Source organism: Undibacterium umbellatum, assembly GCF_014284125.1.
GTDB classification, from domain to species: Bacteria; Pseudomonadota; Gammaproteobacteria; order Burkholderiales; family Burkholderiaceae_D; genus Undibacterium; species Undibacterium umbellatum.
On the sequence record NZ_JACOFX010000002.1, the window covers coordinates 798,693 to 814,603 of the forward strand.

General features: G+C 49.7%; 16 protein-coding genes. 7 read left to right on the forward strand and 9 right to left on the reverse strand.

All coding sequences use genetic code 11. The features are described 5' to 3' along the window. Positions 1-258: 258 nt before the first annotated feature. The 8 genes from H8L47_RS07895 to H8L47_RS07930 all read right to left on the reverse strand — a co-directional run bounded on the left by H8L47_RS07895 (position 259) and on the right by H8L47_RS07930 (position 8,790). On the reverse strand, positions 259-1,074 hold the full coding sequence (locus H8L47_RS07895) for a DUF2145 domain-containing protein (RefSeq protein ID WP_186953006.1): 816 nt from the start codon (positions 1,072-1,074) through the stop codon (positions 259-261). A gap of 9 nt (positions 1,075-1,083) precedes the next feature. Then, complete coding sequence (locus H8L47_RS07900; protein ID WP_186953007.1) at positions 1,084-1,515, reverse strand: hypothetical protein; 432 nt, start codon at positions 1,513-1,515, stop codon at positions 1,084-1,086. Between the two features lie 231 nt (positions 1,516-1,746). Then, positions 1,747-3,807: a M13 family metallopeptidase gene (locus H8L47_RS07905; protein ID WP_186953008.1), complete on the reverse strand. Its 2,061-nt coding sequence runs from the start codon at positions 3,805-3,807 to the stop codon at positions 1,747-1,749. Positions 3,808-3,974: 167 nt separating this feature from the next. Then, entirely contained in the window at positions 3,975-4,871 is an 897-nt protein-coding gene (locus tag H8L47_RS07910; RefSeq protein WP_186953009.1) for a sulfurtransferase, read from the reverse strand. 48 nt (positions 4,872-4,919) lie between these two features. Beyond that, the gene (locus tag H8L47_RS07915; RefSeq protein WP_186953010.1) at positions 4,920-5,399 is read right to left on the reverse strand and encodes a GNAT family N-acetyltransferase; all 480 of its coding nucleotides are present in this window, start codon (positions 5,397-5,399) and stop codon (positions 4,920-4,922) included. Positions 5,400-5,434: 35 nt separating this feature from the next. Further along, entirely contained in the window at positions 5,435-6,256 is an 822-nt protein-coding gene (locus H8L47_RS07920) for a LytR/AlgR family response regulator transcription factor (protein WP_186953011.1), read from the reverse strand. Positions 6,257-6,271: 15 nt separating this feature from the next. Continuing rightward, positions 6,272-7,399, reverse strand: a complete 1,128-nt coding sequence (locus H8L47_RS07925) for a sensor histidine kinase (protein ID WP_186953012.1) — start codon at positions 7,397-7,399, stop codon at positions 6,272-6,274. A gap of 149 nt (positions 7,400-7,548) precedes the next feature. After that, positions 7,549-8,790 carry a CaiB/BaiF CoA transferase family protein gene (locus H8L47_RS07930; RefSeq protein WP_186953013.1) on the reverse strand — a complete coding sequence of 414 codons (1,242 nt, stop codon included), beginning with the start codon at positions 8,788-8,790 and terminating at the stop codon, positions 7,549-7,551. A 48-nt stretch (positions 8,791-8,838) separates the two neighbouring features. Between H8L47_RS07930 and ugpQ the strand changes: the two genes are divergently transcribed. Continuing rightward, positions 8,839-9,585, forward strand: a complete 747-nt coding sequence (gene ugpQ, locus H8L47_RS07935) for a glycerophosphodiester phosphodiesterase (protein ID WP_186953014.1) — start codon at positions 8,839-8,841, stop codon at positions 9,583-9,585. Positions 9,586-9,736: 151 nt separating this feature from the next. Then, on the forward strand, positions 9,737-10,057 hold the full coding sequence (locus H8L47_RS07940) for a hypothetical protein (protein WP_222616437.1): 321 nt from the start codon (positions 9,737-9,739) through the stop codon (positions 10,055-10,057). 18 nt (positions 10,058-10,075) lie between these two features. Here H8L47_RS07940 and H8L47_RS07945 read toward each other — a convergent pair whose 3' ends face one another. After that, on the reverse strand, positions 10,076-10,306 hold the full coding sequence (locus tag H8L47_RS07945) for a hypothetical protein (RefSeq protein WP_186953015.1): 231 nt from the start codon (positions 10,304-10,306) through the stop codon (positions 10,076-10,078). A 69-nt stretch (positions 10,307-10,375) separates the two neighbouring features. Here H8L47_RS07945 and alaS point away from each other — a divergent pair, with 69 nt between their 5' ends. The 5 genes from alaS (at position 10,376) to H8L47_RS07970 (ending at position 15,831) form a co-directional block, all read left to right on the forward strand. Continuing rightward, a complete protein-coding gene (gene alaS / locus H8L47_RS07950; RefSeq protein WP_186953016.1) occupies positions 10,376-12,988 on the forward strand; it encodes an alanine--tRNA ligase in 2,613 nt (870 codons plus the stop codon). Further along, positions 12,985-13,503, forward strand: a complete 519-nt coding sequence (locus H8L47_RS07955) for a GNAT family N-acetyltransferase (RefSeq protein ID WP_186953017.1) — start codon at positions 12,985-12,987, stop codon at positions 13,501-13,503. The genes alaS and H8L47_RS07955 overlap by 4 nt, the downstream gene beginning before the upstream one ends. A 7-nt stretch (positions 13,504-13,510) precedes the next feature. After that, the gene (locus H8L47_RS07960; RefSeq protein WP_186953018.1) at positions 13,511-14,029 is read left to right on the forward strand and encodes an NUDIX domain-containing protein; all 519 of its coding nucleotides are present in this window, start codon (positions 13,511-13,513) and stop codon (positions 14,027-14,029) included. Between the two features lie 332 nt (positions 14,030-14,361). Continuing rightward, on the forward strand, positions 14,362-14,589 hold the full coding sequence (locus tag H8L47_RS07965) for a sulfurtransferase TusA family protein (RefSeq protein WP_110257077.1): 228 nt from the start codon (positions 14,362-14,364) through the stop codon (positions 14,587-14,589). Positions 14,590-15,078: 489 nt separating this feature from the next. Beyond that, positions 15,079-15,831, forward strand: a complete 753-nt coding sequence (locus H8L47_RS07970) for an electron transfer flavoprotein subunit beta/FixA family protein (RefSeq protein WP_186953019.1) — start codon at positions 15,079-15,081, stop codon at positions 15,829-15,831. Positions 15,832-15,911: the final 80 nt, after the last annotated feature.

Here is a 15,911-nt window from a genome sequence, read left to right on the forward strand (position 1 = left end):
TAGAAATCTGGCAACGCAGGGCCGACTGTATCAGCCGCCTGCATCTTGATATTGGCAAACTCATTATTGTTCTAAATGCATGCTAGCGGGAAGCAGGGAGGGCGGGCAAGGATTATTCTTGGTATTTGAATAAAACTTCTAATCGGTGCGGGTGTGGTTTTTTGTGGGTTTGCTGGCAGGCGCGGTCAAACCAGGTCAATCTAGAACAGTCAGGGCCTGCATATGAAGTGTGGCCCTGACTGGTAACGCTGGCTGCTGTTATTTCAGGACCAATTTCTCGGCCTTGCTGTCGCGTGACATCATGAAGTGTACGATGGATTCGACGGTGACCGTATCAATTTGCCCTGCCATGCGGCGGTCGAACGGGTGGTCATCGAATGCCACGTTGGCGCGGAACATGCGTGCACCCAGGCGTGTCAGAGAGGGTATCTGGAGAGTGTCTGGTTTATAGGATGCCGATTTAAGCCAGGCTTGCGCTTGCGTACGGTTTTCTATGCGCACATCATTGGCCTGCGCTGCTGCGATGACTTCCAGTGCCCACTGATTCGAGTTTTGATAAGTGGTGGAATAGGCATAGGCCAGCATGTTATATCGTGCAGCATGCAGGTTCCTGGCGCGGCCATCAGTCATTACTTGTTGTATTTTCAGCTGCAATTCCGGGTTGGGGATGAGGATCAGGGTTTCAAAAGCGAACATGTCATCCATGAAAAAATTACCCAGGCCTTCCCTGAATAATTCTGAGCTGGCAGTGCCGCACTGGTTCAGTTCATGCATGACTGACCAGGTACCATCAGGCAGGCGTTCTATCAGGCCCAGATGGGAATAGCGTAAATTGTATTTGGACAAATCCTGACCTACACGGGCAATGATGGCAACATTGGCCTTGCTTTCATCCAGTTTGATTTGAGCCTTGTGCGCAAACTCCAGCGCCTGCATGACTTTCTTGGGGTCGTAATTACTTTCTTCGCAGGCGCGCCCTGCAAATGCCGGAGCCGCGCAAGCCAGTGTGAAGATGATGAGTAAGCGCCGGACCAAGCTCAGCGCAGCGTGGGAAGTCAGTGAGTTTTTGCGCATATGAGTTGATCAGACCTTGTTGTGATGCATCAAGGCAGTACCTATTTCATTCGGGATAAATGCGATTACCTTGCCTGCACTGACCAGCAGATACCCGGTTGTGGTGGCACTGACTTCGACAACAGCACCGCTGACCAGTCCAACTTTTTCTATGCCCTTGCCAGATAATCTGACCGTGGTACTGACAGCCTGGGTTGAGCCTTTCAACACGACGGTGACGCCATCGGCACCCGCCTTAACTGTGTCAACGATCATCTCACCTGATCCGGCCACCATGGAAAATCCACCGAGCATGATGATGCCTACACCCATAGACAAGGATTCAGAGCCACCGGAAGGACCACAAGAAATGCAACCGCGTCCAGCGTGTGCTGAAAGGGGTAACAGGCTGCTTGCACAAAAAGTGGCAATCAGGGCGAATTGACGAATTGATGCTGACATGAGGTCTCCATTAATGTAGAAATAATATCCACAATAATATAAGACCATAAAATCACAAGCTATTTGTCGTCAGTAGCAAATAGTTACAGAAGAGGTAGTGGAATCTGATACCTAGCCGCATTCCATCTCAGCTGGTAAAAGAGTGGCAAATCCTGTTCTCATTGGGAAAATGGATACTTTCCATGCTACCTGCCTTCGCTTTTGGAAGGGCAGGTAGCAGGATGCTGCTGATTACCAGATGCTGACGCGTTTTTCTGGCGTCAAATACATCTTGTCGCCAGGTTTGACATCAAAGGAAGAGTAAAAATCAGGATGGTTGACCAGGCTGCCATTGACGCGAAATTCACCAGGGGAATGCGGGTCTACCTTGATCAGGGTGATGGCACGTTGCTCGCGTGACTTGCCGCGTCTGGCTTGAGCCAGGCCCATGAACAGGCGTTGCTCGGCAGTCCATCCATCGATCACAGGGGCAGGTTTGCCTTGCAGTGACAGCTTGTAGGCACGCAATGCCATGACGATACCGGCATTGTCGGCAATGTTTTCACCCAGCGTCAGCTCGCCATTGAGGAAATGGCCAGCCACCGGGCTGTAAGCATTGTATTGCTCAACCAGGGTCTTGGTCTTTGCCTTGAATTTTTCCTGGTCTTCAGCAGTCCACCAGTTGCGCAAATTGCCATCGCCATCATACTGCGAACCCTGGTCATCAAAGGCATGGCTGATTTCATGGCCGATGGAAATGCCCAGTGAACCGTAGTTGAAAGCGTCTTCTGCGTTCACATCGAACAGCGGTGACTGCAGGCGCGCCGCCGGGAAGACGATTTCATTCATCTCCGGGCTGTAATAGGCATTCACCGTCTGGGGAGTCATATGCCATTCTTCACGGTCTATGGGCTTGCCCAACTTGGCGATTTCTCTATCATGATTTGCCTTGCGTACGCGCATGAGATTACCCGCCAGGTCATCGCTCTTTATTGTCAGGCTGGAATAATCACGCCATTGTTTTGGATAGCCTATCTTGACACTGATTTTGGAGAGTTTGATCTGCGCCTGTTTCTTGGTTTCAGGGCTCATCCAGTCCAGGGTATCTATGCTCTGCCTGAAGGCTTCGAGGAAATAGCCCACCATTTTTTCTGTGCGCTGTTTGACTTCAGGCGAGAAATGTTTTTCTACATAAATCTTGCCCACCGCCTCACCCAGCATCTGATCTACCAGGGCGACTCCACGTTTGTCACGGCTGCGGTTTTCCTTGATGCCGGCAATCGCCGCACCCTTGAAGGCGAAGTCTTCATTGATAAATTCTGACGACAGGTACGGGCTGTAAGCACTGATCAAATGCCAGTTGAAATAGGACTTCCAATTTTCCAGCGGAATGGCATGCAGATTATCGCCAAAGCCCTTGACGAAGCTGGGCTGTTGCACGATCAGATCGCTCACTTTTTGACGCATGTGCGCAGCCTTCAAATAAGCTGCCCAATCGAAGGCTGGCGTCATCTTGTTTAATTCACCGACAGACAATTTATTGTAGGTCTTGACCGGGTTGCGGTTTTCTACCGCCGTCCATTGCACCTTGGCCAGCTCGGTTTCCAGTGCGATGATATTGTCTGCTTGTGTAGCTACATTTTTCTCTCCAGCCAGCGTCAGCATTTTTTCTATATGCACCTTGTACCTTGCACGGATGTCGGCCATTTTCTGATCATCCTGCTTCAGATAATAATCACGGTTAGGCAAGCCCAGGCCACCCTGGGAGACATCAACGGCATACTGGCTGGAATTCTTGCTGTCCTGGCCGACACCTACACGTAAGGGAGTGTTCACGCCAATCTCATGAAAGCGTGCAATCAAGGCAGGAATGGCTTTTTTATTCTGTATTGCCGCGATTTGTGTCAGTTCATTTTTCAATGCAGCGATGCCCTGCGCATTGAGTTTTTTCTCATCCATAAAGCTATTGTAGAGATCACCGATTTTTTGCAAATCTGAACCTGCCAGCTGCTTGCTATCTTTGGCTGCGCCCTCAACAATGCTGCGTAACTGTTGTTGCACATCCTCACGCGCTTTCATGAAAGTGCCCCAGTCTGACTTGTCAGCCGGAATTTCATTGGCAGACAACCAGGCACCCTGGGCATGGCGGTAAAAATTATCCTGGGCGCGTACAGTCTTGTCGAAGTTTTCTGACTGTATGCCAGAGCCAAGGGAGGTCGCTCTGGCGACTGTTGTCGCCGGGCTGGTTTCTGCTGCCTGGGCGGCATTGGCCAGCAAGCTGAAGGCGAGAGTGCTGAGTAATATGCGTTTCATGTGGTGTCCCTGGGAGGATGTTTTTTGTCTGAGCAGGTGCTCTTGATTATAGGGCGAGTAGATGGATAGACTGGTTGAACTTGATGAAGTTCATTGCGGAAAACAAAAAAAGCATTACCGATAAATTCAGTAATGCTTTTTCTGAAAGTCTATTTCAGCAGTTTTGACTATTGAGCAACTGTGGCTTCAGTTTCTGCTACCCCTGTCGATTCTTTCTTGCAATGTGGGCAAGATTTTCCTGAGATATACCAGGGGGACAATTGCTCACGCGGGGTGACTACTGCACGGCAGGCAAAGCACTGTTTGGTATCTGTGGCTTCCAGTTGTGGATTCAGTGCTGTGCGATAGTCAAACACAAAGCAGTCACCATGATAATGATCGCCACCGACTTCTTCAAAATACTTGAGGATGCCACCTTCGAGCTGGTAGACGCTGTCAAAACCGACATTTTGCATGTGGATAGCAGCTTTCTCGCAGCGGATGCCACCAGTGCAGAAAGTCACCACCGTCTTATCGTTGAGGGCATCGCGATTGGCTTCGATGACAGCCGGAAATTCAGTGAACTTGGCAATGCGGTAATCAATGGTATTGTCAAAACTGCCAACATCGACTTCAAAATCATTGCGGGTATCGACCATGACCACGGCTTTGCCATTGTCGTCATGACCCTGGTCCAGCCAGCGCTTGAGCGTATGGGCATCAACGGCAGGGGCGCGGCCTTCTTCAGGCTTGATCAGCGGCATGCGCATGGTAATGATTTCTGCCTTCAGCTTGACCAATATCTTGGTGAAGGGCTGGTGATCAGAAAAACTTTCTTTGGCGACGACGTCTGCAAAACGCGGGTCCTGGTGCAGCCAGTCCATATAGGCATCAATCTCATGGCGCAAACCGGCCAGGAACATGTTGATGCCTTCTGGCGTCAGCAATACCGTGCCTTTCAGATTCAGCTCTTTGCATTTATCCAGAAATACCTGGCGTTTTTCAGCAGTGTCATCAAAGGTGATGAACTTGTAGGCAGAAATATTGACGTAGGGTTTATCGGGTGTTTGTATTACAGCGGGCATGATGAAATTCAGTAAGTCATTGATTTGGCAGCATTATAAGCGATTTAATCAGGCTTTTGCGACCAACAGCATCTCGAGATGGGGAATATCATCTTCCAGATAGATGTCAGAAACCGTCTCAAAACCAAAGCTGCCATAGAATTTTTCCAGGTAAGCCTGTGCGCCGATGCGGATGGTTGCGGCTGGGTAGAGCGCATGCAAAGCCTTGATGCCATTTGCAATCAATGCTTTGCCAACGCCGGTGCCACGCCAGTCCTGGGTACTGATGACACGACCCAGCGAGGCTTCAGCAAAACTGATGCCGGCGGGAACGATGCGCAGGTAAGCCGCGACTTCGCCTTCAGGTGTCCAGGCTATCAGATGATGTGAAACCGGGTCTTTGCCATCTACATCCTGATAGGCGCAATTTTGTTCAAGGATAAACACGGCAGCCCGCGCCTGGTATATCGCATGCAATTGCAAATTGCTTAATTCGGCAAAAGTGGCACATTGCCATTGCAAATCGCTTAAGTTTTTAGTTGTACTCATCTGTATTTCGTCAGGTTTTGTTGGATCAGGATAGCTTACATCTGTCTGAACAGATGCGCATAGACTCTGCTGACTTGTAGCTTGTCTTCACTACCTTTCAGCTTCAGGCTGATCTTGCCAGTGTCATCCTTGTTGGCAATTTGTATATGCAGGGTATTGACCACGGTGCTGCGATGGATTTGCCAAAAGATACTACTATCCAGTTGTGGCAATAATTCACGCAAGCTGCTGCGTATCAGGGATGAATGTTCTCTGGTGACGACATTAATGTATTTGTCGGTGGCTTCAAAATACAACACGTCATCGACATTGATCATGCGTATCTGGTTGCCAACTGCGGCGCGGATAATGCGCAGGCGTTCTGGTGTTGCCTGGTTGCCGGTGCTATTGCCTCCTGGTAAAGCCTGGCAGGGCACCAGGTGGCGTAATTGTTCGAGCACGCGATCCAGTTCATTTGACCTTTGCACGCCATCAGCCAGCCTGGCTTGCAGTCTTTGCACAGTCTTGCCAAGACGTTCTTCGCTGACTGGCTTCAAGACATAATCAGATGCAGAATGTTCAAAGGCTTCTATCGCATATTCATCATAGGCCGTGACATAGACGATGAGCGGGAAGGCTTTATCATCTGGCCATTCTTCGGCCAGTTCCTGTGCTACTTCGAGGCCAGTTTTTCCTGGCATTTTAATGTCGAGAAACAGGATGTCGGGTTGCTTGTCCAGTGCTTCTTGGACCGCATGCACACCGTTTTCAACCACGGCACAGAGTTGCAGCTCTGGCCAGAGTTTTTCCAGCATTTTTTGCAAGGTCAGTGCGAGTATGGGTTCGTCTTCTGCAATCAGGGCACGTTTGGCTGTCATGGTCATCTGGATTATTTAATTAATAGGGATGCTGAGGTGGGCAATCGCACCTTCAGGCTGATTGGCTTGCAGACTCAGGCTGGCCTGTGTCCCATATAAGGCTTGCAAGCGCTCACGAATATTGGCGTTACCTATATTATTCGCCGCGCTACTGACATTTTTGCTGTCGTCATAATTGAAGGGCAGGCCCAGGCCAGTGTCAATGACTTTCAGGTGTAGTTGTGAGCCTTGTTTTTCTGCGACGACATGGATGCTGCCACCTTCCATTTTCGGTTCCAGCCCGTGCTTGATGGCGTTTTCCACCAATGGTTGCAAGAGCATGGGGGCGATAGGGGTTTGCTGCAAATCTTCTGGTAAATCCAGTGTGTATTGCAAGCGTTTTCCCATGCGTATCGCCAGCAATTCCAGATAGGCTTGCATGAGGGTGAATTCCTGTTTCAGCGTGGTTTGCTCTGAGCGGGAAGAGCTCAGGGTATTTCGCAGATAGACGATCAGTTGCGCCAACATGTGTTGTGCGCGTGGTGGGTCTATCGCAATCAGGCCTTGCAGATTGGCGAGAGTATTGAATAGCATGTGCGGCTCAATCTGTGCCTGGAGCATTTGCAGTTGAGCTTGCATGGCTTGCTTTTCTATGCCGGCGTTCTTGGCTTTCTCGGTTTCAGCGGCGGCTTGCAGCTCAGCCATACGGCTGCGGCTCCAGAATGACCAGGCAGCGATCAGGCTGACTATGCAAGTCATTATGATAACACTGCCTAGGTAGGACCACCTGAATTTGCTAATGTTGGGAATGGGATAATTGAAGACAAAGTAGGCGATGGCCATGCCTATGAATAAGGCAAGTGGGGCAACCATCAAACACATGACATAAAAACCAAGAGTGTGTGGCTTGCCTGCACCCCAGAACAGACGTTTGAACAGCTTGATCAGTGTGTAAGCTGAAGTGCCTATGAACATGGAAAACACGATGTTTTGAAACAAACTACCACCCGCATGCAAGACATAGGTGACGGCAAAACCGCAAGCCAGGTTGATGACTAACAGACGCGGCAGGTCCGCCACGATCGTCATTAGGATGTGGTAGGTATCGGGCTTGACGTTTGCCTGTAAATAAACTTGAAACTGTTGCAAGGATTTAATATTCATTTCATCATACGCAGATGGCTAGGTGTGCTGTCAGCTTATCCTGCCAGTTGTCAGTTCCGTAGCCGGATAAGACAAAGGCAGTGTTTTTTGTCGTAAAGCCCGTCGAAGCTGGCGCGAGTTTTTGCGCCAGAGCTTGGGCAGCCTATCTTTTAAATGATATTTTTGGTTTTCAATGCCTGTAATTGGTGGGCGTCATAACCCAGTACATCAGTTAGCACCGTCTGGGTATGCTGCCCCAGCAATGGTGGCGCAGAGGAATAGGTAACCGGTGTTGCCGACAACTTCATCGGGCTGGCAACCAGCTTGACCTGACCGGCGGTAGGGTGGGGCAGCTTGATCTGCATCTGGCGTGCCAGCACTTGCGGATCTTCAAACACTTCATTGAGTTTATTGATGGGGCCGCAAGGTACACCAGCTTCTTCCAGCATGCTGATCCATTCCTGCTTGCTCTTGAGCCTGACCATGTTGGCCAGGATAGGCACCAATACATCCCTGTGCTCTACGCGCTGCGGGTTGGTGCTGAAACGCGGGTCATCTGCCAGTTCAGGCAAGCCACCTATTTGTACAAATTTTTTATACTGACCATCATTACCCGCTGCCACGATGATATGGCCGTCTGAGGTAGCAAAGGTTTGGTAGGGCACGATATTTTGGTGCGCATTGCCCCAGCGTTTGGGCGCATTGCCGCTGGCCAGATAGTTCATGTTCATATTGGCCAGCATGGCTACCTGTACGTCCAGCAAGGCCATGTCTATGTATTGGCCTTCACCTGTTCTGTCTCTGTGTGTCAGAGCAGCCATGACGGCGATTGTGGAATACATGCCCGTCATCAGGTCGGCAATCGCCACCCCGGCTTTTTGTGGGCCGCCACCTGGCAAGTCATCACGTTCACCTGTCAGTGACATGAAGCCGCCCATGCCTTGCACGATAAAGTCATAACCGGCGCGATGCGCGTACGGGCCGTCCTGGCCAAAGCCGGTGATGGAGCAATACACCAGGTCAGGCTTGACCAGTTTCAATGATTCATAATCGAGGCCATATTTTTTTAACTGACCAACCTTGTAGTTTTCCAGCACCACATCGGACTTGGCCGCCAGTTCGCGAATAATTTGCTGGCCCTCAGGCGTGGCTATGTCTACAGTAATGGCTTGCTTGCCACGGTTCGCGGCCAGGTAATAGGCTGCCTCTGTGGTGTTATTGCCTTCTGCATCGCGCAAGTAAGGTGGCCCCCAGGTGCGAGTATCGTCGCCACTACCCGGCCTTTCGACCTTGATGACTTCTGCCCCCAGGTCGGCCAGGTTTTGTGCGCACCAGGGACCAGCAAGCACCCGCGTCAAGTCAAGAACGCGGATATGGCCAAGTGCGGTTTTTTGTAGCGACGATGTCGACATCTTAGATTATCCTATTAATATTATTTATCTTCTTTTACGGAGAGCAAAATGTGGCCCTATCCTAAAGTCATCGCCCACCGTGGTGGTGGAACTCTTGCGCCAGAAAATACCCTGGCAGCGATGCGTTGCGGATGGGAGCACGGTTTTGCCGCCGTGGAATTTGATGTCATGTTATCAAAGGATGGCGTCCCTGTGCTCATGCATGATCCTGAATTTGGCAGAACAGTGGCGGGTAATGGGCGCGTGGCAGACACTTTGGCAGCAGATTTGCAGAAGATGGATGTTGGCAAATGGTTTGCTGACAGTTTCAAAGCTGAGCCAGTACCTCTGTATGCGGAAGTAGTACGCTTTTGCCGCCAGCATGGCATCTGGATGAATGTGGAGGTCAAGCCTTCACCAGGAGCGGAAGAAGAAACGGGGCGTATCGTTGCAGAACAGACGCAAGCCCTGTTTGCTGATGTCGCGGTGGTTGATGCTCTGCATCTGCCGCTGTTCTCTTCCTTTTCATTTGCTGCCCTGATGGCAGCCAAGCATGCTGCACCCACCATTCCGCGCGGTTTTTTGATGGATAAAATCACCGATGACTGGAAGGCGCGCCTGCAGGAGCTGGCAGCACGGGCTTTGCACACCAACCACAAATACCTGACACAAGAGCAGGTGAGGGAAGTCAAAGATGCAGGCTACGGCGTGTTTTGTTATACCGTTAACACGCCAGAGCGGGCATCAGAAATGCTGCAATGGGGTGTCGATGCTTTTTGTACCGACAGGATAGATTTGATACCGGCAGATTTTTAAAATTCTTTGAGGAAAGAATATAGTTACGAGTGCTTACACCGATTACATTTTCTTTGTCATCGGAATAAATCCGGATTTCGTTATTGCCGCATGGGCAGTGTGCTCATGCTACACAATCATTTAGCTCAGATCATTCTTTAGAGGAACAACCATGAAATCCATCAAATTTACTGCTGCCCTAATCGCTACACTCATCGCTGGTTCCGTTTTCGCGCAAACCAACACCCCGAATATTGATAAACGCCAGGAAGTGCAGCAAAAGCGTATTGCCAAAGGTATGGAAAGTGGTGCTTTGACTGCGCAAGAAGCCGCCAATCTGGAAAAACGTGAAGCCAAGATTGAAGCCGACAAGCAAGCAGCCAAAGCGGACGGTGTCGTCACCAAGGCTGAGCGTGCCAAGCTGCAACATGAAGAAAACCGGGCCAGCAAAAAGATACGGAATAAAAAACACAATGCCAATGTTGCTGGTTAAGCTGAAACATCTTTAAAATTAAGTCGCCAGTTGCGCTGGCGACTTTGTTTTTGTAAAAAGACAATCATATTCTTTGCGTATCGCTGCGGCAATCACTCCTGGTGATAACGATAAAACAACAATAGAATCACAAAAATATAAACTGGCTTTCTCCTGATTTTCTCTGTGTCTCTGTGCCTCTGTGTTGAGAGGTCTTCTATTTTTAAGCAAATTTTTTAATAAACTTGCTTGTCTGCTACCAGTCAGCATAGATATCGAGCTGAATTTATACCGTATAATCAGAAGCTACACCCATTTTTCAGCTTAGAACCATCATTTATGAACTCGTCAGAAATCCGCGATAAATTCCTCAGCTTTTTCGAATCCAAGGGCCATACCCGTGTGCGCTCTTCCAGCCTGATACCCGGCAATGATCCTACTTTGTTGTTCACCAACTCCGGTATGGTGCAGTTCAAGGATGTGTTTCTCGGGCAGGACAAACGTGCCTACACCCGTGCCACGACAGCGCAACGCAGTGTACGTGCCGGCGGTAAACATAATGATCTGGAAAATGTGGGTTACACCGCGCGTCACCACACTTTCTTTGAAATGCTGGGCAATTTCTCTTTCGGCGATTATTTCAAGAAAGATGCGATTCACTACGCCTGGGAATTGCTGACCTCAGTCTATGGCTTGCCAAAAGACAAGCTGACTGTCACCGTCTATCAGGAAGATGATGAAGCCTACGATATCTGGAAAAACGAAATTGGCGTACCGGTAGAACGCATTATCCGCATCGGTGACAACAAAGGTGCACGTTATGCATCCGACAATTTCTGGCAAATGGCTGACACTGGCCCTTGCGGCCCTTGTACCGAAATTTTCTACGACCACGGCCCGGAAATCTGGGGCGGCCCTCCAGGCTCACCAGATGAGGACGGCGACCGTTTTATTGAAATCTGGAACCTGGTATTCATGCAGTTCAACAAGGATGAAGCAGGTGTCCTGAATCCTTTGCCTAAACCATGCGTGGATACCGGCATGGGTCTGGAACGTCTGTCTGCGGTCTTGCAGCATGTACATTCCAACTATGAAATCGATACTTTCCAGAACCTGATCAAGGCAGCTGCGCGTGAAACTGGCTGTACGGATCTGGAAAACAATTCCCTGCGCGTGATTGCTGATCATATCCGCTGCGCTTGTTTCTTGATCGTTGATGGCATCATCCCGGGCAATGAAGGCCGTGGTTATGTGCTGCGCCGCATTACCCGCCGCGCCTTGCGTCATGGTCACAAGCTGGGTCAAAGCCAGCCTTTCTTCTACAAGCTGGTACCTGATCTGGTCAAGGAAATGGGTGTTGCCTATCCTGAGCTGGCTGAAGCGGGTGAGCGTGTTGCTCAAGTATTGAAGCAGGAAGAAGAGCGTTTTGGAGAAACGCTGGAACACGGCATGAAGATTTTGGAAGCCGCTCTTGCCAAAGACAGCAAAAATCTGGATGGCAGGACAGCTTTCACTTTGTATGATACCTATGGCTTCCCGCTGGACCTGACAGCAGATATCTGCCGTGAGCGCGAGGTTGTACTGGATGAAGCTGGTTTTAACGTAGCGATGGAAGAGCAGCGCACGAATTCACGCGAAGGCGGCAAATTCAAGATGGCTGCTGCAATGGAATACAGCGGCGACAAAACCAAATTCGTCGGCTACGATCAATTGCAACATGAAGCCAAGGTTGTAGCCTTGTATGTCGATGGCAGCGCCGTCAACGAAATCAAGGCTGGCCAGCAAGCTGTCGTCGTGCTCGATACTACACCTTTCTATGCTGAATCAGGTGGTCAGGCTGGCGATTCCGGTGTACTGGTGACAGCAGATGGTACGGTGTTTGAAGTCAGTGACACGCTGAAAGTACAAGCCGATGTATTCGGCCACCATGGTGTTTTGAAATCAGGCAGTCTCAACCTGGCACAAGGCCTCAAAGCTGAAGTGAATGCAGAAATCCGCGCACAAACCATGCGCAATCACTCTGCCACGCATCTGATGCACAAGGCCTTGCGTGAAGTATTGGGCAGCCATGTTGCACAAAAAGGTTCGCTGGTGGATGTGGAAAAAACCCGTTTCGATTTTAGCCACAATGGCCCTATGACTGCCGATGAAATCCGTCAGGTAGAAACCATCGTCAACCGTGAAATTCTGGCGAACGCCGCAACTCAGGCGCAAGTCATGGGATATGACGACGCGGTCAAGCATGGTGCGATGGCATTGTTTGGCGAAAAATATGGCGATGAAGTGCGCGTACTCGACATCGGTACTTCGCGTGAGCTGTGCGGTGGTACTCACGTATCCCGTACTGGTGATATCGGCCTGTTCAAGATCGTTGCTGAAGGTGGCGTGGCTGCCGGTATCCGTCGTGTAGAAGCCGTGACTGGTGAAGTTGCATTGGCACTGGTACAAAATCTGAACAGCCGTATCAATGAAGCTGCAGCGGCCCTGAAAACCCAGCCAGAAGAACTGACGCTGCGCATCGGCCAGGTGCAGGATCATGTCAAGGCTTTGGAAAAAGAGCTGGCAACACTGAAATCCAAAATGGCTTCCAGCCAGGGCGATGATCTGGTGAACCAGGCAGTGGATGTCAAAGGCATCAAGGTGCTGGCAGCAACGCTGGAAGGCGCTGATGTGACAGCCCTGCGCGAAACCATGGACAAGCTCAAGGACAAGCTGAAAACAGCCGCTATCGTGCTGGCAGCGGTCAATGACGGCAAGGTCAGCCTGATTGCCGGTGTGACTGCGGACAGCACATCCAAAGTCAAGGCGGGTGATCTGGTCAATTTCGTGGCGCAGCAAGTTGGCGGCAAAGGTGGTGGCCGTCCTGACATGGCGCAAGCGGGTGGTACTGATGCCAGTGGCCTGGCAAAAGCCTTGGAGGGTGTGACTGAATGGGTAACTTCACGTCTATGATACACATACGTCGCGCTGAAATTTCAGATGCGGCCCAGTTGCAAAGGGTGTTCGCCAGTGGCGGCACCTATGCAGGTACTTTGCAATTGCCACATCCCTCTCTGGAGATGTGGCAGGAACGGCTGGAAAAGACCGATCCCAAGGACACCAGGCTGGTCGCCATCTATGATGGCGTGGTGGTTGGTTCAGCCAGCCTGCATCTGGAAAAGCCGCAAAGGCGGCAGCATGTCGCCAGCCTCGGCATGGGGGTGGCCGACTCTTTTACTGGCCGCGGAATAGGCACTGCGCTGCTGACAGAGTTGCTGAATTTGTCAGATAACTGGCTCAATATCCTGCGTCTGGAGTTGACCGTGTTTTGTGATAATACTGCCGCCATCCATCTGTATAAAAAATTTGGTTTCGAAAAAGAAGGCATGATGCGCGCGCATGCTTTTCGTAATGGTCAGTATGTCGATAGTTATGCCATGGCGCGCCTGCATCCCAAACAGGCGATGATACCGCTGAGGGAAACCTGAGGTCAGCATGGAAATAAAGTTTTGCCCGGTTTGCGCAACATCATTGATAGAACGTGCAGATGAACAAGAAGCAGGCAAGCTCAGACTGGCTTGCCCTGAAGGCCACTGGACCCATTGGGACAACCCCTTGCCTGTGCTGGCTGCCCTGGTCGAATTTGAAGGCAAAATACTGCTGGCCCGCAATGCAGCGTGGCCAGAAAATACCTTTGCCCTCATCACAGGATTCATGGAACGCGGTGAAACCCCCGAGCAGGGCGTGGCGCGCGAGCTCAAGGAAGAAACCAATCTCGATGCAGATGAAGTGACACTGATCGGCGTCTATGAATTCATTCGCAAGAATGAGCTCATCATTGCTTATCACGTCAAGGCATCGGGCACGGTCAGCCTGTCACCGGAATTGCTGGAATACCGCCTCATAGAACCGGAAAAACTCCGTCCCTGGAATGCTGGTACCGGTCACGCCATGGCAGACTGGATGCGCCAGCGTGGCCTGGAGCCAGTTTATCGTGAATGGGAAAGTAAATAAGTTTTTTTTGCAATGCAAACAAGGCTTGTAGTTTGGAATAAGAATTGGTGGCTAATTCATGCTGCAATGCAATTAAAAGGCAGTTTTACAATTGTTTTGATGAAATATCTGGATTTAGTAAGTCAACAGTAAGTTTAGTGACTAAGATGAGAGCAGTCGATATAAAAGAATAATTCTTTGTTCCGCACTATTTCAGTGCAGAAACTTTCTAAAATAATTGCTCTTTTGTTGTTAGTCTGTTGCGACGCACCATACGAATGAAAATTCCGGTAGAATTGGTGCATTAATTGTAGAGCGTATGTGCTTACTCAATTTGTATTACTGGGAAAATCATGCAATTCAATAAAGAACTGGATGCACGCGGACTGAACTGTCCTCTTCCAATTTTAAAAACCAAGAAGGCGCTGGCCGAAATGCTCACTGGTGAAGTGTTGCATGTGCTGGCGACTGATCCTGGTTCGGTAAGGGACTTCAAGGCCTTTTCCAAGCAAACCGGCAATGAGCTGTTGTCGCATCAGGAAAACAGCAAAGAGTTTGAGTACTTCATCAAACGCAAATAAGCCAAATAGTTTGTTCAGCTTGCTTACCCGCCGGCAAAGCAGCGCAAGAAAACCCGCACTCTGTTGCGGGTTTTTTCGTTTCTATATTTTAGTTTCTCTATAATTTCCCTGTTATTTGTCATTTATCTCCCATTTAAATATGACTTGAATTGGCCTTATAGGCTTTCTTCGGCGTATTGGATTAGGCATTCTGCTCTAGTGGTAAAGTGGATTAAAAAGAACGCTCGTGCTAAATTGTGCAAAATCTTGATGTTTTCGTTTTATAATCAATAGAATTTACGTATACGTCAATTTGCAGGTGCGAAAGCGCAGTAATATGAGAGACTTGATTGAGTAACAGACCTGTAAGGTCATACTCAATGTAGAAGCTCTGCACGTTTTCTTTCTTGCAACCAAAATGATGGAACGTCAGGCAGCAAATTTTTTAGTATCAAGCTTTAACATTCGTATCAATTCGGTATTCCCCAATTAGCTCATAAAGGCAGAACTATGAAAGTCCTGGTACCAGTCAAACGCGTCGTCGATTACAACGTCAAAGTACGTGTTAAATCTGATGGCTCTGGCGTTGATATCGCCAACGTTAAAATGTCCATGAACCCATTTGATGAAATCGCTGTTGAAGAGGCGACTCGTTTGAAAGAAGCGGGCGTAGTGACAGAAGTTATCGCTGTTTCTTGTGGCGTGGCGCAATGCCAGGAAACCCTGCGTACTGCCATGGCGATTGGTGCTGACCGTGGCATCCTGGTCGAAAGCGATGCAGAACTGCAACCGCTGGCCGTCGCCAAATTGCTCAAGGCACTGGCTGATAAAGAGCAACCACAACTGATCATACTCGGCAAACAGGCAATTGATGATGACAGTAACCAGACTGGTCAGATGCTGGCAGCCCTGCTGGGTTGGCCACAGGCGACTTTCGCATCTAAAGTCACGGTTGCAGATGGTAAAGCCACAGTGACTCGTGAAGTAGACGGCGGCCTGGAAACACTGTCACTGACACTGCCAGCCATCATCACTACAGACTTGCGCTTGAATGAGCCACGTTATGTGACTTTGCCCAACATCATGAAGGCCAAGAAAAAACAATTGGACAACGTCAAGCCAGCAGACCTGGGTGTAGACGTTGCTTCCCGCGTCAAGACTCTGAAAGTCACTGAGCCGGCAAAACGCAGCGCCGGTATCAAAGTACCTGACGTGGCGACTCTGGTTGCCAAGTTGCGCAATGAAGCCAAGGTAATTGGCTGATAGTTTTCAGTTTTCATAAAGACAGAATTTAAGAATAATTTTTGTTGCTGGGATATTGACCCTGACAACACATCAAGTGG